Here is a 21,438-nt window from a genome sequence, read left to right on the forward strand (position 1 = left end):
GCGCGGGCGGGACCGGCGCGGTGTCATTGGACGAAAAGACGGAATTCGGTACTGGGTCGTGCGATATTGCAGATGCGCCCGCAGGCGCATCTTTGAAAGGAAAATTAATTTCCGGTGGTCTTGCCGTAAGCGTCGGCGTCCAGCAGGCCGTTGATCGCGCCGGCATCGGCTGGCTTGAGCTTGAACAGCCAGGCGCCGAAGGCGTCGGCGTTGATCGAATCCGGCGCATCGGCGACCGGCTGGTTGACCGCGGTCACGGTGCCGGCAACTGGAGAATAGATGTCGCTGGCGGCTTTCACCGACTCGACCACGGCGGCGTCGGCGCCGGCGGTGAAGGTCTTGCCGACCTGTGGCAGCTCGACGAACACGATGTCGCCCAATGCGTCCTGCGCATACTCGGTGATGCCGACGGTCAGCGTGCCGTCGGCCTCAAGGCGGACCCATTCGTGGGACTCGGTGTATTTCAGGTCGGTTGGGATGTTCATGTGGTAAGGCTCCAGGTGAGTTGACGCGATATTATAGATTGTGTCGGGGCGGCTCGCCGCCGTTCAGACGGCCAGCACTTTACCGTTGCGCACGAACGGCAGCTTGACCACGGTGGCGGCCAGCTTCTTGTCGCGGATTTCAACGTGGACGGTGTCGCCGATCGCCACATCCATCGGCACGCGCGCCAGCGCGATGGCCTGCTGCATCGACGGGCTGAAGGTGCCGCTGGTGATCTCGCCGACTTCACCCGAAGCAGCCACGACGCGCTGGTGGGCGCGCAGGATGCCGCCTTTTTCGCGCAGGATCAGGCCCATGAAGTTGGCGTTCTGGCCCTTGGCCTGCAAGGCGCTCTTGCCGATGAAATCGCGTTCGGACACCAGGTCGATGGTCCAGGCCAGGCCGGCGTCGAGCGGGTTGACGCCCTCGTCCATGTCCATGCCGTAGAGGTTCATGCCCGCTTCCAGGCGCAGCGTGTCGCGCGCGCCGAGGCCGGCCGGCTTGACGCCTTCGGTCACCAGGGCGTTCCATAACGCTTCCACCTTGTCCGCCGGGCAGCCGAGCTCGAAGCCGTCTTCGCCGGTATAGCCGGTGCGCGCGACCATGACTTCGCCGAAGGCGGTGTCGGGCACGATCACGACGTTGAACGGCTTCATCGCTTCCGAGGCGGCCTGGGTCTCGGGCAGTACCTGCCACACCTTGGCGCGCGCGTTCGGGCCCTGGACGGCAATCAGGGCGATCGCATCCTGGCCGTCGCGGCGCTGGGTGATGGTGAGGCCGCTGTTGGTGGCTTCGTTCTGTTGCGCCATCCAGGCCACGTCCTTCTCGGCGGTGCCGGCGTTGACGACCAGGCGGAACCAGTCTTCGCGGAAGAAGTAGACGATCAGGTCGTCGATGACGCCGCCTTCCGGGTTGAGCATGCACGAGTACAGCGCCTTGCCGGGGACTTGCAGCTTGTCGACGTTATTGGCCAGCAGGCCGCGCAAGAACGGACGCACATTCGCGCCTTCGAGGTCGACCACGCACATGTGCGAGACGTCGAACATGCCGGCATCGGTACGGACGGCATTGTGTTCTTCGATCTGCGAGCCGTAGTTGACGGGCATGTCCCAGCCGCCGAAGTCGACCATCTTGGCCCCCAGGGAGCGGTGTGCGGAATTGAGCGGGGTCGCTTTGAGCGTCATGGAATCCTTAGGGCAGAATGATAGGGGGCGTGCACGCCGGCCGGAAGCCATGCGTGCGCTGCGCGCCCCTCTGTCCTTGGTACCTGAGAGATAGCGGCGAGTTCATCCTCGCGCCTGCCCCTTCGGTGGGCCGTGCGTCTGACACGGCCGCTCTCCAGAGTTGGCCGGCGCAACTTCACGTATGCGGCGACCCCTGACCGGTCCTTTTGCCTGAGAGTTTTTGGGTGATGCCCCTTCGGCGGCAGCGTGCTGCTGCGCTCTCCCGATCAAGACTGAGGAGGATAGGCGACCTGGCCATACCTGTCAACTTTGACGGGTGCGCGCACCGTTGGCGTGCATGCGCGCAGGCTTTTTCCTCGATTTGTTACACTGGAGCCCACACTTTGCGGGGCGAACAATACTATGAGCGAAGACTCAGTGAAACAAAGCAAGGAAGCGTGGTTCACCCTGTCGGGCGACGTGAACAGCGACATGGTGCACCGGGTCTTCGAGGCGGTTGGCCACATGACCGAAGACGGCATCGGAACGGCCCATGTGCTGGTGCAGTCGAACGGCGGCTATGTCAGCGACGGCCTGTGCCTGTACAACTTCATGTCGAAGTCGCCGATCGAGTTCGTGATGTACAACGGCGGGGCGGTGGCCTCGATCGCGGTCATCATGTACCTGGCCGGCACGCGCCGCTTTGCCAGCGAGACGGCGCGCTTCATGGTACACAAATCGCACGCGACGGCCTCGCCCGGTTCGCGCCCGGACGCGCTCAACATCATCGTCGAGGGCCTGCGCGCCGACGACGCCCGCACCGAGTCCATCCTGCGCAAGCACATCGAGCTCACGCCCGAGCAGTGGGCGATCCACCAGTATTCCGACCTGCACCTCAATTCGCGCGACGCCAAGAGCGCCCGCATGATCAGCGAGATCGCCGACTTCGCGCCGCCGAAGGGCGCCATCCTGCGCAATATCTAAGCGAGTCGCAGGACAATAAAAAGCCCGGCGCGCAAATGCGGCCGGGCTTTCTTTTCGTTCAGCCGTCGCGTCAGCAGACGGCTTCCGAAGAAATCAAGCGGTCATCGATCAGCGCTTGTCGTTCTTGTGGCTTTGACGGCCGGCTTCGGCGTGCTGCTCCGGCGTACCGCCGCGCGTGCCTGCACCGCTGCCCGCGCTGCTGCCCGAGCCCGAAGCGGAGCCCGAACGCGAACCGGAGCCCGAACCCGACTGCTTGCTGGCGCCCGAGCTGGAGCCCGAACCCGACCCCTTGCTGGCGTCGTTCTTGTGGCTCTGGCGACCGGCCTCCGCGTGCTGCTCGGGAGTACCGCCTTGCGTGCGTTTTTGATTCGTTGCCATGATATTTCCTTTCAGTATGGAGGAACTAATAGCGACTCGCCGAACCCCTGCTGTACTGCAGCAGTGATTTTCGGTCGTGCAATCATGCGAGCCGATCTGTTGAGCCGGTATCGGATCACCACCTGAGCTCGTGTAGGATGCTCGCCTACATATTGAAAATAATCGATCATTTTGATTCTTCAATGTTTTTAATGCGGATTGCTTAAAATTCTTCCCAATCCACGTCGGCCTTGCTTGCCGCGTTCGCCACCGGCGCCGCCTTCCGCGCGGTCCTGCCGGGCCCGGCGCCGCCGGCGGGAGACCCCTTGTTCACGACGGCGAGCCTGGGCAGGGCGGTGGCACGCGCGGCCGCCGGCGCCGCGGCCGGTTTTGCTGGCGCCTTGTCGCCGGCGAGAATGAACGCGTCGGTCGAGCGGCGCAGGGCGGCGGCCTGGTCGCGCACCGCAGCCGCCGCCGATGCCGATTGCTCGACCAGGGCCGCGTTCTGCTGGGTTGCCTGGTCCATGGCGGCGATCGCCTTGTTCACCTGCTCGATGCCGGCGGTCTGCTCGGCGCTGGCGTCGGCGATCTCGCCGATGATGTCGGTCACGCGCTTGACGCTGGTGACCACTTCCTCCATCGTGCGCCCGGCCTTGTCGACCAGCGTGGTGCCGGCATCGACCTTGGCGACCGAATCGTCGATCAGCGCCTTGATTTCCCTGGCCGCGGCCGCCGAGCGCTGCGCCAGGCTGCGCACTTCGGAAGCGACCACGGCGAAGCCGCGCCCCTGTTCGCCGGCGCGCGCCGCTTCCACCGCGGCGTTCAGGGCCAGGATATTCGTCTGAAAGGCAATGCCGTCGATGACACCGATGATTTCGGCGATCCGTTTCGACGAGTCGTTGATCGAGGCCATGGTGCCGACCACGTCGCCGACCACCTCGCCGCCCTTGACCGCCACGTTCGATGCCGACAGCGCCAGTTCGCGCGCCTGGTGGGCGTGCTCGGCATTCTGGCGCACGGTCGCGGTCAGCTCTTCCATGGAGGAAGCGGTCTCCTCGAGCGAGGCGGCTTGCTGCTCGGTGCGGTTTGAAAGGTCGAGGTTGCCGGCCGCGATTTCCTGAGCGCCGCCTTCGATCTGGGCGGCGCTGCCGCGTACGTCGTTGATCGTCGCCGCCAGCTTGCCCGCCATGCCGGCCAGCTCGGCCATCAGGACGCCCCCGCCGTTCGCCTGCTCCGACGCGCCGCGCACGCGCAGGTCGCCCGCGGCCAGCCGCTGCGCCAGGTGCAGCGCCTCGGTCATGGGCCGGCTGGCCTCGCGCGCCAGCCAGGCCGCCAGCGCCGCGGCCAGGCCGACGCCGGCGCCGAGGCAGAGCAGGGCGCCGGTGCGTACCGGCGCAGCGGCTTCCCCCAGACTGGAGAGCAGCCACAGCACGAACGCGGCCGCCAGCGCGGAAAGCAGGGCGAAGGCGCCAAGGATCTTGAGCCTGGTGTCGAGCTGTCGAATCTGTTTCATGAAGGTTCCTCGGACGGGATGGGGAGAGTCGGACCTTCCAATGTTAGGGAAAGGCTCCTGGCGGCGTTTGCGGCATCGCAATGGAAAAGATGCCAGCAGGACATTCTCAGGAGTCGGGGGGCGGACTGTGGCATGGCGGCAGCGGCATGGCTGCCAAATATGCACAGTGGATAAGTAAGCACTTGGTAACTCTTGCTTTATAGAACTAATGTGCCACAATGGGCGCGAGGGGAGCTCCTGCGCCCCGCGCCCACGATTGATGCACACATGGCCCACGCCGTACCCGAGACCCACGAGCCGAGTTCGACGCCCGCGCCGCCGCGCGCGGTGCTGGCTGAACTCGTCCGTACGGCCAGCGGCGGCGCCGCGGAGCAACTCGGCGCCATGGTCGACCGGCTGGTCGCCGCCATGCTCGACATGACCAGCGCCGGACCGGATCCGAAGGCGGCCTACCTGCGCGCCAAGGCCGGCAACCTGCTGAAAGACAACGCCTACGCCTTCGTGCACCTGGCGGGAGAGGCGGTCGAACGGGCTCTGCAGGCCGAGTGCGCCGAGCTGCTGCCCTCTGCCGCGGGCGCCGCCAGCCTGGCCTCGCTCAGCCTGGTGCCGATGGAGGTGATGGACAACAAGGTGGCGTTTGGCGCCCTGTGCCGGCCCTTCGACATAGCGCATTCGGAAGTGCTGGCCAGCCTGTGCGTACGCCTCGGGATGCTGCTGGGGCGCGACCTGCTGCGCCCCACGCAAAATCCCTTCCGTCCGGAAGTCTTCATGTCGGCGATCCACGATGCCTGGCGCGACTTCCAGCCGGAAGCCGAGGCCCACCCGCTGCTGCTGCCGCTGCTGCGGCCGGAACTGTTCCTCGATCTCGCGCCGCTGCTCGCTTCGCTCGACGCGGCCTTGCAGGCGCACGGCAAGCCCAGGTCGAAACGGCATATCAGCAAAACCAGCGATACGGCCAGCCGCTCCCGGCGCAAGGGCATGGACGCCGCGCTGACGCAACAGCTGCGCAAGCTGCTGGGGGAATCCGAGGCCGAGCCGGCCGCGACGCTGGTGCCCGACTTGCCGAATATGCCGCAAGGTAATGGCTGGCGGCCGAGCGCCGCAGGCGGCTTCGCCCTGTCCGCGCCAGGTGGCGCCGTGCCGGCCGCCGGATTCGCCGGCGCGTCGGGTAGCGGGGCAGTCGGATCGGCGCCAGCGCATTCCGGTCCGTCCGGACCCGCGGGGGCTGCCCAGGCGGGGGCGCCGCTTGCCTCGCTGCTCGACCTGCTTGGCGGCATGCACAGCACGCAGGGCGGGCTTGCGGGTGCGGCGGCGGGCGCGACGGCGCTGCCGCACAATGTGTTCTACCTGCCGCGCCTGAAAGCCAGCCTGCCGCAAGGCAGCCTGTCGCGCGGCGAGGAAAACACGCTCGACCTGCTGTCGCGCATCTTCGAGACGGTGCTGCTGGACGACAGCATTCCCGCCGATACGCGCGAGCTGATCCGTTTCCTGCAGGTGCCGGTGCTGAAGGCGGCCTTGCTCGACCAGGACTTCTTCTTCGAAGAAGCCCACCCCGCGCGCAAGATGATCGACCTGATTTTTTCCCAGTCGTCGCGCATGGGCTCGGAGCAAGGCGGTAGCCCCGACGACCCGGTCATGCAGGCGATGCGGCGCGGGGTCGAACGCGTCGGGCGCGAGCCGGAAGCCCAGCCGCAAGCCCTGGCCCAGGTCTTTACCGAAGCTGTCGCCGACCTCGAGGCCGAACTCCTGCTCGAAGAACGGGCAGCCGAGGAAGCGATCGCCGCACCGATCGCGCGCGCCACGAAAATCGAAAAGCAGGCCCAGGCCGGCCGCAGCGCGCGCCAGGCGATTGCCGTGCGGGTCGCCGACGGCGAGCTGAACGCCGTCGTATCGGGCTTCCTCGAAAAGCGCTGGGTCGACGCCCTGACCTTTGCCTGGCTGATCGAGGACGAGCGTCCCGGTGCGGTGGACAACGCCACCCAGGCGATGGACGACCTGGTCTGGACCGTCAAGCCCAAGGCAACCCAGGAACAGCGCAAGGCGCTGCTTGCCAAGCTGCCGGGCCTGCTCACGACGCTGAATAAATGGCTCGACGCCATCAAGTGGCAGGATGCCGAGCGCCTGCAGTTCTTTGCCGAGCTGGCGAAATGCCACCTGTCGATCGTGCGCGCGCCGCTCGAACTGGCGCCGGAACGCCAGCTCGAACTGGCGGTCGAGGCGGCCCAGCAGGATGCGCTGCGCCGTATCGCCCACGAGCAGGCCATGGCCGACGAGGGATCTCAAAGTGGCGAGCGGGGCGGCGCCGACAGTCCGGTCGACGAACTCGAGCGCGGCATGCAGCTGGCCTTCCGCCAGGCCGACGGCAGCGTCCGCAAGCTCAAGCTGGCCTGGGTCAGCCCGCTGCGCACGCTCTTCATTTTCTCCGGCGGCGCGCGCCAGGAAGCGTTTTCCCTGCCGGCGGAAAAGTTGCTGGCGGGCTTCGACACCGGCAGCGTCGAGCTGCTGCCGGTCGAAGGCGTGGTCGGGCGCGTGCTGACGCAGGCGATGCAGGGCGCCGATATGCATGTCGATGCGCAAGCCGGCCTGGAAGCCGCGCAGCAGGCCGGCGCTTGACGGGCACAATTTCATCTCGTTAATCTTCTGCCGGGTCCGGCGCGCGACAGGGCCTGCCGCAGGGCGTGCCGGTGCGCGGCTATCCCAAACTTGGCCGAAATGCAAGCAACAGATGGTATGATGGCGCCCTTAACGACTCCATTGCCGACTCCCTGGCCACCGAAGCAACGTGCGACTATCCTCCATTAAATTGTCGGGATTTAAGTCTTTCGTCGATCCCACCAATTTCCAGGTGCCTGGGCAACTGGTCGGCGTGGTCGGCCCGAATGGCTGCGGCAAGTCGAACATCATCGACGCCGTGCGCTGGGTGCTGGGCGAATCGAAAGCTTCGGAGTTGCGCGGCGAGTCGATGCAGGACGTGATTTTCAATGGTTCCACGCACCGCCGGCCCTCCGGACGTGCCTCGGTCGAACTGGTCTTCGACAACAGCGACGGCAAGGCCTCGGGCCAGTGGGGCCAGTACGGCGAGATCGCGGTCAAGCGCACGCTCACGCGCGACGGCACCTCCACCTATTACATCAACAGCCAGCCGGTGCGCCGGCGCGACATCCAGGACATTTTTCTTGGCACCGGCCTCGGCCCGCGTGCCTATGCCATCATCGGCCAGGGCATGATCTCGCGCATCATCGAGTCGCGCCCGGAAGAGCTGCGCGTGTTCCTGGAAGAGGCGGCCGGCGTCTCGAAGTACAAGGAGCGGCGCCGCGAAACGGAAAACCGCCTGTCCGACACCCGCGAAAACCTGCTGCGGGTCGAAGACATCCTGCGCGAACTGAACGCCAACCTCGACAAGCTCGAGGCCCAGGCGGCGGTGGCGAACCGTTTTCATCAGCTGCAAAGCGACCAGGAAGAAAAGCAGAAGCTGCTCTGGCTGCTGCGCAAGAACGAAGCCTCGAACGAGCAGGCGCGCTACTTCCGCGAGATGGAAGAGGCCCAGAACAGCCTGGAAGAGCAGACCGCGAAACTGCGCAATGTCGAGCTGGAGCTGGAACACCTGCGCCAGCACCATTTTGCCGTCGGCGACCGCCTGCATACGGCGCAGGGCGCGCTCTACCAGACCAATGCCGAGATCGGCAGCCTGGAGGCGCAGATCAAGTTCGTGATCGAGTCGCGCACGCGCCTGCAAAACCAGCTCGGCACCCTGGCGGCGCAGCGCGACGGCTGGCTGGCGCAAGCCGCCGAGTACGAAGAGCAGATCGAGGAAGCGACCTACCGGGTCGAGGAACTGGCCGCGCGCGCGGAAGGCGCCCAGATCGCGGTGGAAGCGCAAAACGAACGCCTGCCCGAACTCGACGCCGCCTGGCGCGAGGCCCAGCGCCGCGGCGACGAGGCGCGCGCCCGCATCGGCGAAGTGCGCCAGCGCATCGAGCTGGCCGCGGCCCACGGACGCAACGCCGGCAACATCCTGAACGGCCTGGCCACCCGGCGCGAGCGGCTGCAGCTGGAAAAAAAGTCGCTGGCGCCGCCCGACAGCGCCCACCTGGCCAATCTGCGCCTGCAGCTCGAAGAAAAGCAGGAGGCGCTGGAAGAGCAGACCCTGCTCCAGGAAGAAGCGGCCGCCGGCCAGGAGCTTGCCGAGACCGAACGGCGGGAAGCGCATGCCCAGTCGCAAGCGGAGTCCAGCAAGAATGCCCAGCTCGAAGCACGCTTGTCGGCCCTGAAGCAGATGCAGGAACGCGTGCAGACCCAGGGCAAGGTGACGCCCTGGCTGCGCAAGCACGAACTGGAAAGCCTGCCGCGCCTGTGGCAAAAGCTGCATGTCGAGGCAGGCTGGGAAACGGCGCTGGAAGCGGTGCTGCGCGAGCGCGCCGGCGCACTCGAGTTGTCGAACATAGACTGGGCCAAGGCCTTCGTCGGCGATGCGCCCCCGGCGCGCCTGGCCCTGTACGCGCCGGCCCCTGCCGCCCCCGCCGCGGTCGAAGTCCCCGGCCTGAAATCCTTCGCCGGTTTGCTGAAGCTGAACGACCCCGGCCTGCGCGGCGTGCTGAATGACTGGCTGCACCTGGTGTTCGCCGCCGAGACCGCGACCGAGGCCTTTGCCGAGCGCGCGCGCCTGCCGCAGGGCGGCTCGTTCGTCACCCGCCAGGGTCACGTGGTCACCAGCTCGAGCGTGCGCTTCTACGCGGCCGACGCCGAGCAGGACGGCATGCTGCAGCGCCAGCACGACATCGACAACACGGCCACGCAGCTGCGTGCCCAGGCCCTCTTGAGCGACGAATCGCGCACCCGCGCCACCCGCGCCGACGCCCAGGTCACGGAACTGACGCGGCGCCTGCAGGATGCACGCGCCCGCATCGCCACGCTGCAGCGCGAAACCCATGCCTTGCAGATCGAGGTGGTGCGCCAGAACGAGGTCGAATCGCGCTTCAACCAGCGCAGCAGCCAGATCGACGTCGACCTGCTGGAAATCGCAGGCCAGGAAGAAGAGCAGCGCCTGGTCCAGGAAGAAGCCGCGCAGCAGTTCGAAGAGCTCGACCTCGAGCTGGCCGAACTGCAGGGCGGCTTCGAGGACGGCCAGACCCTGTTCCTGCAGCGCGAAAGCGCCTTGGCCGAAGCGCGCGACAAGCTGCGCGAACTCGAACGCGGGGCGCAGGAAGCGCTGTTCGCCGAAAAGACCGGCCGCGCCCGGATCGAAGAACTGCGGCGCAGCATCGCCACCGCCAGCCAGCAGGCGGCGCAGGTGGCCGAGAGCCTGGCCGGCGGCCAGGGCGAGCTGGCGGCGCTCGAGAGCGGCGCCGCCCACGAGGGCCTGCAGGAACTGCTCGATCGCCGCAGCAGCCAGGAAAAAGCGCTATCCGACGCCCGCCATGAACTCGACCAGGTGGCGCAGGCCCTGCGCCATGCCGAGGAGGGCCGCATGGGCGCCGAGCGTTCGCTGCAGCCGCAGCGCGACCGCATCACCGAGATGCAGCTCAAGGAGCAGGCCGCGCGCCTGAACCAGGAGCAGTTCGCCGAAGCCCTGGCCGCCACCGGCGCCGACGAAGCGCTGCTGGCGCAAAAACTCGACCCCGAGCTGAAACCCCAGTACCTCCAGGGCGAGGTGACGCGCCTGACGAACGCGATCGCATCCCTGGGCGCGGTCAACCTGGCGGCGGTCGAGGAACTGGCCACGGCCAGCGAGCGCAAGCGCTTCCTGGATGCCCAGAACGCCGACCTCAGCGAGGCGATCGCCACGCTGGAAGACGCGATCCGGCGCATCGACAAGGAAACGCGCGACCTGCTGCAAGACACCTTCGAGCGCGTCAACACGCATTTTTCGGAGCTGTTCCCGATCCTGTTTGGCGGCGGCAATGCCAGGCTGGTGATGACCGGCGACGAAATTCTCGACTCCGGCGTCCAGGTCATGGCCCAGCCGCCGGGCAAGAAGAATGCAACGATCCACCTGCTGTCCGGCGGCGAGAAGGCCCTGACCGCCACCGCCCTCGTGTTTTCGATGTTCCGCCTGAACCCGGCGCCGTTCTGCCTGCTGGACGAGGTCGACGCGCCACTGGACGACGCCAATACCGAGCGCTTTTGCCGCATGGTCAAACGCATGTCCGAACATACTCAATTCCTTTTCATTTCGCATAATAAGATTGCGATGGAAATGGCCAATCAACTGATCGGTGTGACGATGCAGGAGCAGGGCGTATCGCGCATCGTGGCGGTGGACATGGAGTCCGCCGCCCACTTCGCACAAGAGGCACAAGCAGCATGACAGATCTCCAAATGAGCCTGATCGCGGCGGGCGGCGTATTCGTCGTCGGCGTCATCTCCTATAACAAATGGCAGGAGCACAAGGCGAGGAAGGGCGTCGAGCGCGCTTTCGCGTCCGACCATGACGATGTCCTGATGCGTGCCGACGGCACCAGCGCCGAACGCAGCGAGCCGGTGCTCGATGTTGGCGGCATGCCGGGAGCGGAAACCGGCGAGCCGAGCTTCGGCGCCCAGGCCGCGGCCCCGGTCGGCGGCGGCGCTGCCGACGGCGACGGCGCCGGCGCGCTGGCCCCCGGCGCGGCGCTGGCCGGCATGCCTGCCAATGCAGCGCCGGCCGAAGTGGCCGAGAACCTGGTCGACCCGCTGATCGACTGCATGATCCCGCTGGCCCTCGATGGCGCCGCGCGCGGCGACAAGATCCTGCCTTCGCTGGGCAAGCTGCGTCGCGTCGGCAGCAAGCCGATCCAGTACATCGGCCTGGCCGTGAACGGCGACTGGGAGCCGATCGTCCATGGCGGCGTGTATACCAAGCTGCAGGCCGGCGTCCAGATGGCCACGCGCACGACCGCCCTGAACGAACTCGAATACTCGGAACTGGTGACGCGCCTGCGCGCCGTGGCCGACGAAATCGGCGCCGAGCCGGAAGTGCCGGACATGATCGAAGTGATGAGCGAAGCGCGCACCCTGCATAAATTCGTGGCCGGCCACGACGCCCAGCTGGGCGTGAACCTCAAGGCCAACGGCGCGCCATGGGCGATGTCGACCCTGATCGGCGCGCTGGAAAAGGCCGGTTTCGACGTGCGTCCGAATGGCGGCTTCGCCATGCCCGACGGCGCCGGCGGCGTGCTGTTCACGCTCTCGACCAACGTTACCCTGGGCGCCGACACCACCGACCGCCTGACGCTGCTGCTGGACGTGCCGGTCGTGGCGCCGGGCCGCGATGGTTTCGCCGCCATGGTCCGCTGCGCCAAGGACCTGGCCCTGCGCCTGGACGCCACCGTCGTCGACGATTTCGAGCAGCCGCTGGCCGACTCGACCCTTGAAGAGATCGCCGGCCAGGTCAAGGAGTTCTATACCGAGATGGAGGCTGCCGACATCCCGGCCGGATCGACCCGCGCGCTGCGCCTGTTCAGCTGAGGTCTCGATGAGCGAAGCACTGAACCTGCCTGCCGACGATCTGGCGCGCATGGCGGCGCTGGTCGAGGAACTGAACCGCCACATCTACAATTACCATGTGCTCGACGCGCCGACGATTCCGGACGCCGAGTACGACCGCATGTTCAGCGAGCTGCAGGCGCTGGAAAGCGCGCACCCCGAGGCCGCATCGCCCGACACGCCGACCTCGCGCGTGGGCGCGGCGCCGATTCCGGAGTTCAGCCAGGTCACCCATGCGGTGCCGATGCTGTCGCTGAACAACGGCTTCGCCGATGAGGATGTCGACAATTTCGACCGCCGCGTGCGCGAGGGCCTCGACCTGCACCAGAACGCCGGCGGGGTCGACTATGCGGCCGAGCTGAAATTCGACGGCCTGGCCATGAGCCTGCGCTATGAGAAGGGCGTGTTCGTGCAGGCCGCCACCCGCGGCGACGGCTATACCGGCGAAGACGTCACCGCCAACATCCGCACCGTGCGCGTGATTCCGCTGCGCCTGCATGGAGCCGACATCCCGGCCGTGCTCGAAGTGCGCGGCGAGGTGCTGATGTTCAAGGACGATTTTGCCAAGCTGAACGCGCGCCAGCGCGAAGCCGGCCAGAAGGAATTCGCCAACCCGAGGAATGCCGCCGCCGGCAGCCTGCGCCAGCTGGATGCCCGCATCACGGCCCAGCGCAAGCTGCGCTTCTTCGCCTACGGCATCGGCCTGTTGGAGGGCGCGGAGATGCCCGACTCGCATTCGGCGGTGCTCGACTGGTTCGACCGCCTCGGCTTGCCGGTGTCGAAAGAGCGCGCGGTGGTGCAGGGCCGCGACGGCCTGCTCGGCTATTACAAGGACATCGGCGAACGGCGCCAGTCGCTGCCCTACGAGATCGACGGCGTGGTCTACAAGGTCGACCGCCTGGCCGACCAGCGCCAGCTCGGCTTCGTGTCGCGCGCGCCGCGTTTCGCGCTGGCGCACAAGTTCCCGGCCGAGGAAGCGCTGACGACGGTCTCCGCGATTGACGTCCAGGTCGGCCGCACCGGCGCCATCACGCCGGTGGCGCGGCTGGTGCCGGTGTCGGTGGGCGGCGTGACCGTCACCAATGCGACCCTGCACAACGAGGACGAAGTACGCAGGAAGGACGTGCGGGTGGGCGACACGGTGATCGTGCGCCGCGCCGGCGACGTGATTCCCGAGGTGCTGGCTGTGGTACTGGAAAGGCGTCCGGTTCCGGAGCCGCCGGTCTACAGCCTGCCCGCGCAATGCCCGGTTTGCGGCTCGCATGTGGTGCGCGAGGAGGGCGAAGCCATCGCGCGCTGTTCCGGCGGCCTCAGTTGCGCGGCCCAGCGCAAGGAGGCGATCCGCCACTTCGCCGGCCGCCGCATGATGGACATCGAAGGCCTGGGCGACCGCTACATCGACAGCCTGGTCGAGTGCAACCTGATCCACGGCGTGGCCGACCTGTACAAGCTGACCCAAAGCGACCTGCTCGCCATGAAGCGCCTGGCCGACGAACGTGACGCAGTTGAGCACCGAGTGACTCCCGAGACGGTCAAGCAGGGCAAGGTGCCGACCAAGTGGGCCGACAATCTGCTGGACGCGATCGCCGCCAGCCGCCAGCCGCCGCTCGAGCGACTGCTGTTTGCGCTCGGCATCCGCCATGTGGGCGAATCGACCGCGAAAACCCTGGCCGACTGGCTCGGCAGCCTGGCGCTGGTGCGGCGTGCGCCGGCGGCCTTGCTGCGCGTGCTGCCGGACATCGGCGGCACCGTGGCCGAATCGATCGCCGAATTTTTTGCCGAGGAAAAGAACCAGCGCGCCATCGATGCGTTGCTGGCCACCGGCGTCGCGCCCCAGGGCGAGCACGCACCGAAACCGGCGCTGCGCGAAAAACTCGACGAAGTCGCGCTGCTGGCCGCGCTCGATATCCCGAAGCTGACCGAGCCGCGCGCGCGCCAGCTGCTGGCCGATCGCACGCTGGACGACCTGGCGCACCTGAAGGTGTTCGGCGTGTTCGGGCTGCCGCCCGCCGTCGTCGCCGCGCTGGAAGAATGGATGGCGGCGCCCGGCAAGCGCGACAGCCTCCTGCACCTGTCGTCCCTGCGCCGCGAACTGCTCGGCAGCTTGCCCGAGGAAGCCGCCGCGCCCGAAGGCGGACTGGCCGGCAAGACCTTCGTGCTGACCGGCACCCTGCCGACCCTGTCGCGCGATGCCGCGGGCGCCCTGATCGAGGCGGCCGGCGGCAAGGTCTCCGGCTCGGTGTCGAAAAAGACCTCGTACGTGGTGGCCGGTGCCGAGGCGGGCAGCAAGCTGGCAAAGGCGGAAAGCCTGGGCGTTACCGTACTCGATGAAGCGGGCCTGCTGGCACTGCTTGCCGAGGTCGGCGCCACCGAACAATCGTAAAAGAGGTCACACATGAACCGTATTCGCAAGGCAGTCTTCCCCGTCGCCGGCCTCGGCAGCCGCTTCCTGCCGGCCACCAAGGCCCAACCCAAGGAAATGCTGCCGATCGTCGACAAGCCGCTGATCCAGTACGCGGTGGAGGAGGCGGTCGCCGCCGGCATCACCGAAATGATCTTCATCACCGGCCGTAACAAGCGCGCCATCGAAGACCATTTCGACACCGCCTACGAGCTCGAGGCCGAGCTGGAAGCCCACAACAAGCAGGCGCTGCTCGACCTGGTGCGCCAGGTGATCCCGAAGAACGTCACCTGCATCTACATCCGCCAGTCGGCGCCGCTGGGCCTGGGGCATGCGGTGCTGTGCGCGCGTCCGGTGGTCGGCAACGAGCCCTTCGCCGTGCTGTTGGCCGACGACTTCATGGACACCGCCCCCGGCGCCAAGCCGGTGCTGGCCCAGATGACGGAAGTCTTCGGCTACGAAAAGTGCAGCGTGCTGGCGGTGCAGGACGTGCCGCGCGCGCAGACGCGCCAGTACGGCATCGTCTCGGCCAGCGCCTACCGCGAGGGCCTGGAACTGGTGTCGGGCATCGTCGAAAAGCCGCAGCCCGACGAGGCGCCGTCGACGCTGGCCGTGGTCGGCCGCTATGTGCTGACCAACACCATTTTCGAGCACCTGGAACACCTGGGCGCCGGCAGCGGCGGCGAAATCCAGCTCACCGACGGCATCGCCGCCCTGATGCGCGCCGAGCGCGTGCTGGCCTACCGTTACGCCGGACAGCGTTATGATTGCGGCTCGAAGCTCGGTTACCTGGAGGCGACGGCGGCGATGGGATTGAAGCATCCTGAAACGGCCGCGGGTTTTCGGACCTTCCTGACGAAGCTGGCAGATGAGTTGGCAAGGGAGATGCACGATGGCGGTACGTGAAATCCTGAAAATGGGCGACCCGCGCCTGCTGCGCGTGGCCGAGCCGGTGCGCGCATTCGGCACGCCCGAACTGGCTGCGCTGGTGGCCGACATGTTCGACACCATGCACGCGGCGAATGGGGCAGGGCTGGCCGCCCCACAGATCGGCGTCAACCTGCAGCTGGTGATCTTCGGCTTCCAGAACAACGCGCGCTATCCGGACGCGCCGCAGGTGCCGGAAACGGTGCTGCTCAACCCCGTGCTCACGCCGCTGTCGGACAGCATGGAAGAAGGTTTCGAGGGCTGCCTCTCGGTCCCCGGCCTGCGCGGCAGCGTGCCGCGCTTCACGCGCCTGCGTTACGAGGGTGTCGACCAGTACGGCAAACCCATCCGGGTCGAAGCCGACGGCTTTCACGCACGCGTGGTGCAGCACGAGGTCGACCATTTGCTCGGCATCCTGTATCCGATGCGGATCACGGATTTTTCGAAGTTCGGTTTTACCGAGGTGATGTTCCCGGATATGGATCCCAACGCGGACGATTGAGCGCCCCGGTTCGGCTTGGAAAGCTTGATAAAACCGCTCCACTTACCGCCAACAGATGAGAGTGCAGGCTGGATTTCGAGCGAATTTTAAACATTGCAAAACGGAAAATGTAACCTTGTCTCCGATGGCCAATGTGTCTTTTAAATTTTCTGTTCCGCCGGTTTTGACAAGTCTATCTTTGAGACAGTATGTCGCCTCCCTTGCGCGTACCTGGTCTGGAAGGAATCGATTCTACAAAAAGCTGAACGCAAAGCCAGTGTCAAGGTCGTCACCGCTTGCCTTCACTTCTTGGGCTAACGAAGTTTCGGGCTGAACGACAAATCCTTCGTGCAAACCCGATACTGAGCAAGTACATCTGCAGTGGCGTTGTGTGCGAGTTGTAATGCAACATAAAAAGCGGGAAGGTCGTCAGAATTCCAATCGCCATGGTAATCCACGCAGTGGTACGCATATCTACACTAGCCATGCCACTACTTCGGAATTGTGCTTTTCATTATCCACAATGAACGTCCGCTTCCCACCGGAAGGAAACGATTACGAAGCGATCAGGCTAGCCTGACTTGTTGCCAGATAGGAAGGTTAGACGGCGCGTGTCGGCCGGGCTCCACGTCCGGAAACGACCCAGAGCGGACGGCGGTGAGGTCAGCAAGCCTTGACTGGTAATTAGTCTTTCCAGCTTTCGATAAGTGCACAAATGGCGCCGCCGCAACAGAAGTAACCAAGAGAGACCCAGGATATTTCTGCGGGCAAGTCTGGGCGTGTAGCCACAACTATTCCGTACACGACCATTGCCAGCACCAAACCAGCGCTTGCGCCAATTACTGCCATGAATACTCTGCGCCCCCATGGGTTCCAACGATCGGCTGGACGTTGAGCCCATTTTTCATAAGGCTTATCTAATTGCTCATCGGGTTCCATGATAGCAGGCACAAATCCTTAACGGTATCAAGTAGCACATTATGACAGTCAGCTCTTGGCCGTTTGCGGACGTACGGTTAAGTCCGCTTACGACCAGAAGCGGACTTTCAATTCGCTAAAAAAGCATCCAAGTGGTCCTCACTTCGTCCATAACCTCGACAACTGCCGTTGATGTGACTCTTGCGTTGATGCGTCCACGGTAGTTGCGTTCAAAGTAGCAATCGATAGTCAAACTGCGACCAGTTGCAAACCGCACGACGATGTGTGATTCGGAAGTAGGGTTGACCTTGACCGTTTTGGTACCTCCCGGCGCAATGTCGCCAAGACCATATGATCTGCCAGTAACCTGAACAGTAACGGAGTTGAGCGCGTCAGTCCCTGAATTTGTAAGCGTGAATTCCACTCCGGCAGTCGCAGCCATCACTCCCAAATACACGATCACGAGCGCTACCATTGAACCGAACACCGCCATCGCGAATCGGAGAAACTTTTTCATAGCTCGTCCCAGCCGCCATAGCAGCTCCGTTAAAGATAATGTCTGCTCCTGGCCGATTGCAGACTTAACGTGGCGTCCGCTTACGACTGCGCATTCAACCAGTAGACTTCAAAGATCTATCGTCCTGAACCTGCTCATGGTAGCGAACCAGTCCCTTATAAAGACTGCTGTCTTCGATTGAAAATACATCACTCAAACCGGGTTCGCGAAGCCTTGCTGCGTTGTAGATGAGCTGCCCCAACCGCAGATCGGGCTCAAGTGTCCATACCTCGCGCAGCAGTTTGAGTACCTCGTCAATTCTGGCAGGATCGCGCATATTGGGCATTCCCTTAGGTGTTAAAGATCCACTGACCGCTTCTGGCCGAAAACAGACCCATTGTAACGTCGGCTTACGACCCGAAGCAGACCTAACCATTTTTACTGAATCAGCGTTCCTCAACGGCCCAAGTAAGGAAAATCATTGCCATCTCTTCGAGGCAATGGGACCCTCCCGTAGCGATGAACTTTGCGTTCTCGACTCTGCAGTAGAGCCATTGAACATCTTGAAGTGGATCGCCTCGGCGGATAGGCTCAAACTCCCAGTGCAAGATGTCCGTGTCACTCAGCTCAATTTCAAGCCACCAACCTGGATTGTCGAGCGTTTCGATTCGGATTCCGAACGAATGCTCCCAGTCACCATCGCAGTTCGCTGCATACCAATTCTGCAAGCCAACAAGTGCACTCATGCGCCCTCGGTCTCCCTTTAATCATTGAACAATCGGATATACGGCAGCGCATTAAAACGACCGTTTCTGGCCGATTGCGGACCTATTGTAGCGTCTGCTTCCGACCTATTGCAGACGTATGCAATGAACCGTGATCAAGCTCGGTAGCACGAACACGCGCTATTGCGATTTCATTTTCGTGGTCATCTGCTGAAATTCACCAATAAGCTTATCGCATGATAGTTTGTCTGCTTGGCACAGAGCGGTTGTCACAACGCTTACCTGCCCACTCGATTGCTTGAGCGTGCGTTTTACAACTGCCGGGTGAGCGTAATGACCTTGAGGGGTAAAAGACCACACTACGAACTCTGGCGAAGTCTCATTGACTATTGTCCAGCCGTCTGGCTTTGTAGAAGTGATGTTGACCCCAGGCTTGATTCTCAATGACGCCAATGCATCTTCGACAGTCGAGTAACCGATGGTTGTAGCTCTATTAGAGGACTGGTCAATTGTCTTGTCAGCTTGCGCGAGGCAGTTGCTTGCACCGCACAAGAATAGCAATGAAGCACACAAGTTTTTCATAAAGTTTATAAATTTGAATTAGCCGCCGTCATGTATAAACGTCCGTTCTCGGCCACTAGCAGACGATCGTTAAGCGATCAGCCTACCCGAGTTGTTGCCAGTTGGGAAAGTTTAGGCAGCTGGCTCATGCCAGAAGCGACGTCCGCTCACGACCCGAAGCGGATCTTACTGTTATGGATACCAGACTAGCGAGCTTCCTTCGGAAAATGCACCCTCGTAGTGCCGCCGAAAAGCTGCCATTGTTGGATCGTTCAAGCTCTCAACATCGATTTTTCGCCCTTCGCGCAACTCAATTTCGGAAAAACCGAATGACTCGATTTCACGCTTAGCGGCATCGTGATTTGAGAGGCTATCGTTCTGCGCAAGAAATAGAATGAAACGATGGGTACTACCTACTTCTGGGCTGGCCCAGTCGAAGCTTGCGGCTCCCGCAAAACGGGCTGATCCGGGGTACAAAATGACCGTCTTCAAACGTTATTCCTCCTTCAGTTTCCAAACTGCGCTCAGCAAGCAAGTGGGTATTCAACCGTCCGCTTTTGGCCGGGAACGGACCGATTGTGGCGTCCGCTTTCGACCCATTACGGACCTTGACATGCCACCGATGCTAGAGCCCGGCGCACATGATTTGTGGGATATCGACACGATTAACGCCGGGAGGTTCGCCAGCGGGTACAAGGTTGACCCGCTCGACACACGTGTAAGGAAGAAGGCTTTGACGTGTTTTCGTGCAAGTGGTCGAAGGAGCTGCACTCACTGCATCACAGTCAAACCCAGCAGCTTTGAGGCGTGCCGTCGCACTTACCATGTCAAGTCCAGGTTGGACGAGCTTGCGCATGTCAGCCGCAAACCGTTCATCGTTCACGGTATAGCATCCCCCAAGGCACAACACGCAACTACTTATGAAAACGCATCGAAGCATACGTTTGACCTCATCATGAATATTCACCGTGAAAGTCCGCTGTTGGCCGGTAGCGGACCTAACCGGACGTCCGCTCCCCACCCGAAGCAGGCGTGACCGAGCCTCGTCCCTATTTTCGTGGAACCGAATTTTGGTTTTTAAGAGTCACAGGACAGATCGGAAAACCTGGTGGTTGTGTCATATTCTGCCGGTCCAGCAGCTTGTGTTTCTCTCTGACTAAGAAAATACACCCGTCCCCCTCCAGCTGCGCCTTCACCAATAGTTTGATAAATGGCCCCCACCCTGCCTCATAAACATAGTCCTCCGGAACGCTCGCACGTTTATAACTCGATACCGATTCTTTGGTTCGGATCGAAAACTGCATAGCTAGGAGACGCGGGATCTCGACGGTAGCGCGAGGAGAAATAGTTACCTCTGCAGTTTTCTGAACATTATCTTCAAAGGCGACAGTGACGCTACGGCTAGTTGCATTTGCAAGTATGACAGTGGTGGAAAGCGAGCAAGATGACAGCAACGCTGAGGCAAGGAGGCCTCCAAGTAGGCGGGAAAGCACAACTAGGACTCTATTTTGCGAACATGTACGCATCAATTTTCTCTTTGTTTAATTCGGTGCCTAGTAGAGAAAAAGACCCTCTGCACTGACCGCTCATGGCCGATAGCGGACGTATTGTAGCGTCCGCTTACGACCCAAAGCGGACCTTTGCGCGCCCAGCAGTAATATACGGAAGGATCAGCCAAAGCAGGATTGCACACCTTGAATCTGAAGCTGCGTGCCAGTGATCGACAGACCTACCAATACGAAGAATGCAAGAGCACCCGCGAGAACCGTACGGTGGACTGATTTCGAAGTCTGACAAACTGCCACCCCACTCAAACTTGCACTAACTAGGGCCGTCATCATGGCGTAGTCGTTTAGCTGCATTGCTCGTTTGACGTCGCCCAGTGCCATTGCTTTAACATCACCAGCACATCCAGCATGGAAAAAAAAGACTAACGACATAACCATACTCAGGATGGCTAATGCACAGGATCCGACAAGCAAGTAGGGGTGGCGGAGGGAAAATGGAGCTTGTTCTGGATTCATCAATTTTCTGCTTTGGAAATAGGAACGCTTTGGCCTATTGAGGAACATCGGCTTCTGGCCGGTTGCAGACCTACATCATACGTCTGCAACCGACCCAGAGCGGACGGTCATCACCTTCCGTCCTGTCAGGGCTCAGGTAGCGTCTGAGAACACAAACTCGAAATGCGTTACCTCAGCAGGCGAATCGAGCAACTCTCCCAACATCGTAGAAAACGGTGGCAGATCGTTCCAAGACCAACTGGCACTCCATTCAAGTCTGGCTGAATCTGCCCATCGCTGTGCATGGTGAAGCCCTCGTATCCGTGTAAGCGGCATTGCCGTTCCATGATCTGCCGCAAGCAATTCTCAGCGTCCTGCCTTGCAACGAGCGTTACGCCACCATGCATCAGATGTGGGAAGTTCCACTTCTCCAATAGTTGTCGGTTATTCATATCAAGTCGCGTGACTACAGCCCCTATTTTAAGGTCCGCTCCTGGCCGATAGCAGACCTATTGTAGCGTCCGCTTACGATCCGAAGCGGACATCCATAAGCGATCAGTTATCGGTTTCTTTCGTTGGCTTTGAATGCGGCTGAACGGGCTCGACATCTTCGCCAGATAGCAAATCCGACAGATCTTCAGGCGACAGCCGTTTAATTTTTTCTTCAAGCTTACGGTCGTAGCTACGGTCGTTCGGGTCCCAGCCCTTCGTAGCTTTGCGCCCGTACTGCTGAACGAATCTTCCTAGCTGGGCAGCGAGATGTGATTTTGTTCGCTTTGGGAGCATGAGGTAAGTGTGGCACACAAAAATTGGACGTCCGCTCCTGGCCGAGCGCAGACATTCAGAATAGCTCAGTGTACAGTGCCATAATGATAAGGAACGGGTCTTGTTGGGCGCTCCAAGTCGCAGCACGAGCCGGCCGCGACCAGCGTAACGTCCGCAATGTGAGTTTTGCTCTACACTTC

At 62.8% G+C, this 21,438-nt stretch carries 16 protein-coding genes and 2 riboswitches; of the genes, 7 read left to right on the top strand and 9 right to left on the bottom strand.

Annotation, left to right across the window (positions count from 1 at the left end):
• Nucleotides 1–104: 104 nt before the first annotated feature.
• Nucleotides 105–485, bottom strand: coding sequence for a glycine cleavage system protein GcvH (gene gcvH / locus AC56KZ_RS11730; protein ID WP_497162337.1), 381 nt, complete (start codon nt 483–485; stop codon nt 105–107).
• A 63-nt stretch (nt 486–548) separates the two neighbouring features.
• Nucleotides 549–1,667, bottom strand: a complete 1,119-nt coding sequence (gene gcvT, locus AC56KZ_RS11735) for a glycine cleavage system aminomethyltransferase GcvT (protein ID WP_497162338.1) — start codon at nt 1,665–1,667, stop codon at nt 549–551.
• A gap of 60 nt (nt 1,668–1,727) precedes the next feature.
• Nucleotides 1,728–1,835: riboswitch (glycine riboswitch) on the bottom strand.
• 20 nt (nt 1,836–1,855) lie between these two features.
• Nucleotides 1,856–1,942, bottom strand: a riboswitch (glycine riboswitch).
• A gap of 127 nt (nt 1,943–2,069) precedes the next feature.
• Here gcvT and AC56KZ_RS11740 point away from each other — a divergent pair.
• Nucleotides 2,070–2,630, top strand: a complete 561-nt coding sequence (locus AC56KZ_RS11740; protein ID WP_497162339.1) for an ATP-dependent Clp protease proteolytic subunit — start codon at nt 2,070–2,072, stop codon at nt 2,628–2,630.
• Nucleotides 2,631–2,738: 108 nt separating this feature from the next.
• On the opposite strand, the gene AC56KZ_RS11745 is transcribed toward AC56KZ_RS11740, so the two are convergent.
• The gene (locus AC56KZ_RS11745; RefSeq protein ID WP_497162340.1) at nt 2,739–3,008 is read right to left on the bottom strand and encodes a hypothetical protein; all 270 of its coding nucleotides are present in this window, start codon (nt 3,006–3,008) and stop codon (nt 2,739–2,741) included.
• A 202-nt stretch (nt 3,009–3,210) separates the two neighbouring features.
• On the bottom strand, nt 3,211–4,500 hold the full coding sequence (locus tag AC56KZ_RS11750) for a methyl-accepting chemotaxis protein (RefSeq protein WP_497162341.1): 1,290 nt from the start codon (nt 4,498–4,500) through the stop codon (nt 3,211–3,213).
• Nucleotides 4,501–4,767: 267 nt separating this feature from the next.
• On the opposite strand from AC56KZ_RS11750, the gene AC56KZ_RS11755 reads away from it, so the two are divergent.
• The 6 genes from AC56KZ_RS11755 to def all read left to right on the top strand — a co-directional run bounded on the left by AC56KZ_RS11755 (nt 4,768) and on the right by def (nt 15,791).
• Nucleotides 4,768–7,113, top strand: coding sequence for a DUF1631 family protein (locus AC56KZ_RS11755; RefSeq protein WP_497162342.1), 2,346 nt, complete (start codon nt 4,768–4,770; stop codon nt 7,111–7,113).
• Between the two features lie 169 nt (nt 7,114–7,282).
• Nucleotides 7,283–10,807, top strand: coding sequence for a chromosome segregation protein SMC (gene smc, locus AC56KZ_RS11760; protein ID WP_497162343.1), 3,525 nt, complete (start codon nt 7,283–7,285; stop codon nt 10,805–10,807).
• Nucleotides 10,804–11,943 (top strand): cell division protein ZipA C-terminal FtsZ-binding domain-containing protein, encoded by a 1,140-nt coding sequence (locus AC56KZ_RS11765; RefSeq protein WP_497162344.1) that lies wholly within the window; start codon nt 10,804–10,806, stop codon nt 11,941–11,943. The genes smc and AC56KZ_RS11765 overlap by 4 nt, the downstream gene beginning before the upstream one ends.
• 7 nt (nt 11,944–11,950) lie before the next feature.
• On the top strand, nt 11,951–14,344 hold the full coding sequence (gene ligA / locus AC56KZ_RS11770) for an NAD-dependent DNA ligase LigA (protein ID WP_497162345.1): 2,394 nt from the start codon (nt 11,951–11,953) through the stop codon (nt 14,342–14,344).
• Nucleotides 14,345–14,356: 12 nt separating this feature from the next.
• A complete protein-coding gene (galU, locus tag AC56KZ_RS11775; RefSeq protein WP_497162346.1) occupies nt 14,357–15,268 on the top strand; it encodes a UTP--glucose-1-phosphate uridylyltransferase GalU in 912 nt (303 codons plus the stop codon).
• On the top strand, nt 15,255–15,791 hold the full coding sequence (def, locus tag AC56KZ_RS11780) for a peptide deformylase (protein WP_497162347.1): 537 nt from the start codon (nt 15,255–15,257) through the stop codon (nt 15,789–15,791). Before galU ends, def begins: the two co-directional genes overlap by 14 nt.
• A gap of 1,033 nt (nt 15,792–16,824) precedes the next feature.
• Here the strand turns inward: def and AC56KZ_RS11785 are convergent.
• The 5 genes from AC56KZ_RS11785 to AC56KZ_RS11805 all read right to left on the bottom strand — a co-directional run bounded on the left by AC56KZ_RS11785 (nt 16,825) and on the right by AC56KZ_RS11805 (nt 20,494).
• Nucleotides 16,825–17,205 carry a hypothetical protein gene (locus tag AC56KZ_RS11785; RefSeq protein WP_497162348.1) on the bottom strand — a complete coding sequence of 127 codons (381 nt, stop codon included), beginning with the start codon at nt 17,203–17,205 and terminating at the stop codon, nt 16,825–16,827.
• 94 nt (nt 17,206–17,299) lie between these two features.
• Nucleotides 17,300–17,521, bottom strand: coding sequence for a hypothetical protein (locus AC56KZ_RS11790; RefSeq protein ID WP_497162349.1), 222 nt, complete (start codon nt 17,519–17,521; stop codon nt 17,300–17,302).
• A gap of 109 nt (nt 17,522–17,630) precedes the next feature.
• A complete protein-coding gene (locus AC56KZ_RS11795) occupies nt 17,631–17,930 on the bottom strand; it encodes an immunity 53 family protein (RefSeq protein WP_497162350.1) in 300 nt (99 codons plus the stop codon).
• Nucleotides 17,931–18,662: 732 nt separating this feature from the next.
• The gene (locus tag AC56KZ_RS11800; RefSeq protein ID WP_497162351.1) at nt 18,663–18,962 is read right to left on the bottom strand and encodes a hypothetical protein; all 300 of its coding nucleotides are present in this window, start codon (nt 18,960–18,962) and stop codon (nt 18,663–18,665) included.
• Nucleotides 18,963–20,140: 1,178 nt separating this feature from the next.
• Nucleotides 20,141–20,494, bottom strand: a complete 354-nt coding sequence (locus tag AC56KZ_RS11805) for a hypothetical protein (RefSeq protein ID WP_497162352.1) — start codon at nt 20,492–20,494, stop codon at nt 20,141–20,143.
• Between the last annotated feature and the right edge of the window lie 944 nt (nt 20,495–21,438).

Source organism: Telluria sp. LT2P34 (assembly GCF_059685915.1).

What these genes read in the sequence shown, in the direction of transcription:
- gcvH (WP_497162337.1), bottom strand. Translation starts at nt 485, where the DNA reads ATGAACATCCCAACCGACCTGAAATACACCGAGTCCCACGAATGGGTC.
- gcvT (WP_497162338.1), bottom strand. Translation starts at nt 1,667, where the DNA reads ATGACGCTCAAAGCGACCCCGCTCAATTCCGCACACCGCTCCCTGGGG.
- AC56KZ_RS11740 (WP_497162339.1), top strand. Translation starts at nt 2,070, where the DNA reads ATGAGCGAAGACTCAGTGAAACAAAGCAAGGAAGCGTGGTTCACCCTG.
- AC56KZ_RS11745 (WP_497162340.1), bottom strand. Translation starts at nt 3,008, where the DNA reads ATGGCAACGAATCAAAAACGCACGCAAGGCGGTACTCCCGAGCAGCAC.
- AC56KZ_RS11750 (WP_497162341.1), bottom strand. Translation starts at nt 4,500, where the DNA reads ATGAAACAGATTCGACAGCTCGACACCAGGCTCAAGATCCTTGGCGCC.
- AC56KZ_RS11755 (WP_497162342.1), top strand. Translation starts at nt 4,768, where the DNA reads ATGGCCCACGCCGTACCCGAGACCCACGAGCCGAGTTCGACGCCCGCG.
- AC56KZ_RS11765 (WP_497162344.1), top strand. Translation starts at nt 10,804, where the DNA reads ATGACAGATCTCCAAATGAGCCTGATCGCGGCGGGCGGCGTATTCGTC.
- ligA (WP_497162345.1), top strand. Translation starts at nt 11,951, where the DNA reads ATGAGCGAAGCACTGAACCTGCCTGCCGACGATCTGGCGCGCATGGCG.
- galU (WP_497162346.1), top strand. Translation starts at nt 14,357, where the DNA reads ATGAACCGTATTCGCAAGGCAGTCTTCCCCGTCGCCGGCCTCGGCAGC.
- def (WP_497162347.1), top strand. Translation starts at nt 15,255, where the DNA reads ATGGCGGTACGTGAAATCCTGAAAATGGGCGACCCGCGCCTGCTGCGC.
- AC56KZ_RS11785 (WP_497162348.1), bottom strand. Translation starts at nt 17,205, where the DNA reads ATGAAAAAGTTTCTCCGATTCGCGATGGCGGTGTTCGGTTCAATGGTA.
- AC56KZ_RS11790 (WP_497162349.1), bottom strand. Translation starts at nt 17,521, where the DNA reads ATGCGCGATCCTGCCAGAATTGACGAGGTACTCAAACTGCTGCGCGAG.
- AC56KZ_RS11795 (WP_497162350.1), bottom strand. Translation starts at nt 17,930, where the DNA reads ATGAGTGCACTTGTTGGCTTGCAGAATTGGTATGCAGCGAACTGCGAT.
- AC56KZ_RS11805 (WP_497162352.1), bottom strand. Translation starts at nt 20,494, where the DNA reads ATGAATCCAGAACAAGCTCCATTTTCCCTCCGCCACCCCTACTTGCTT.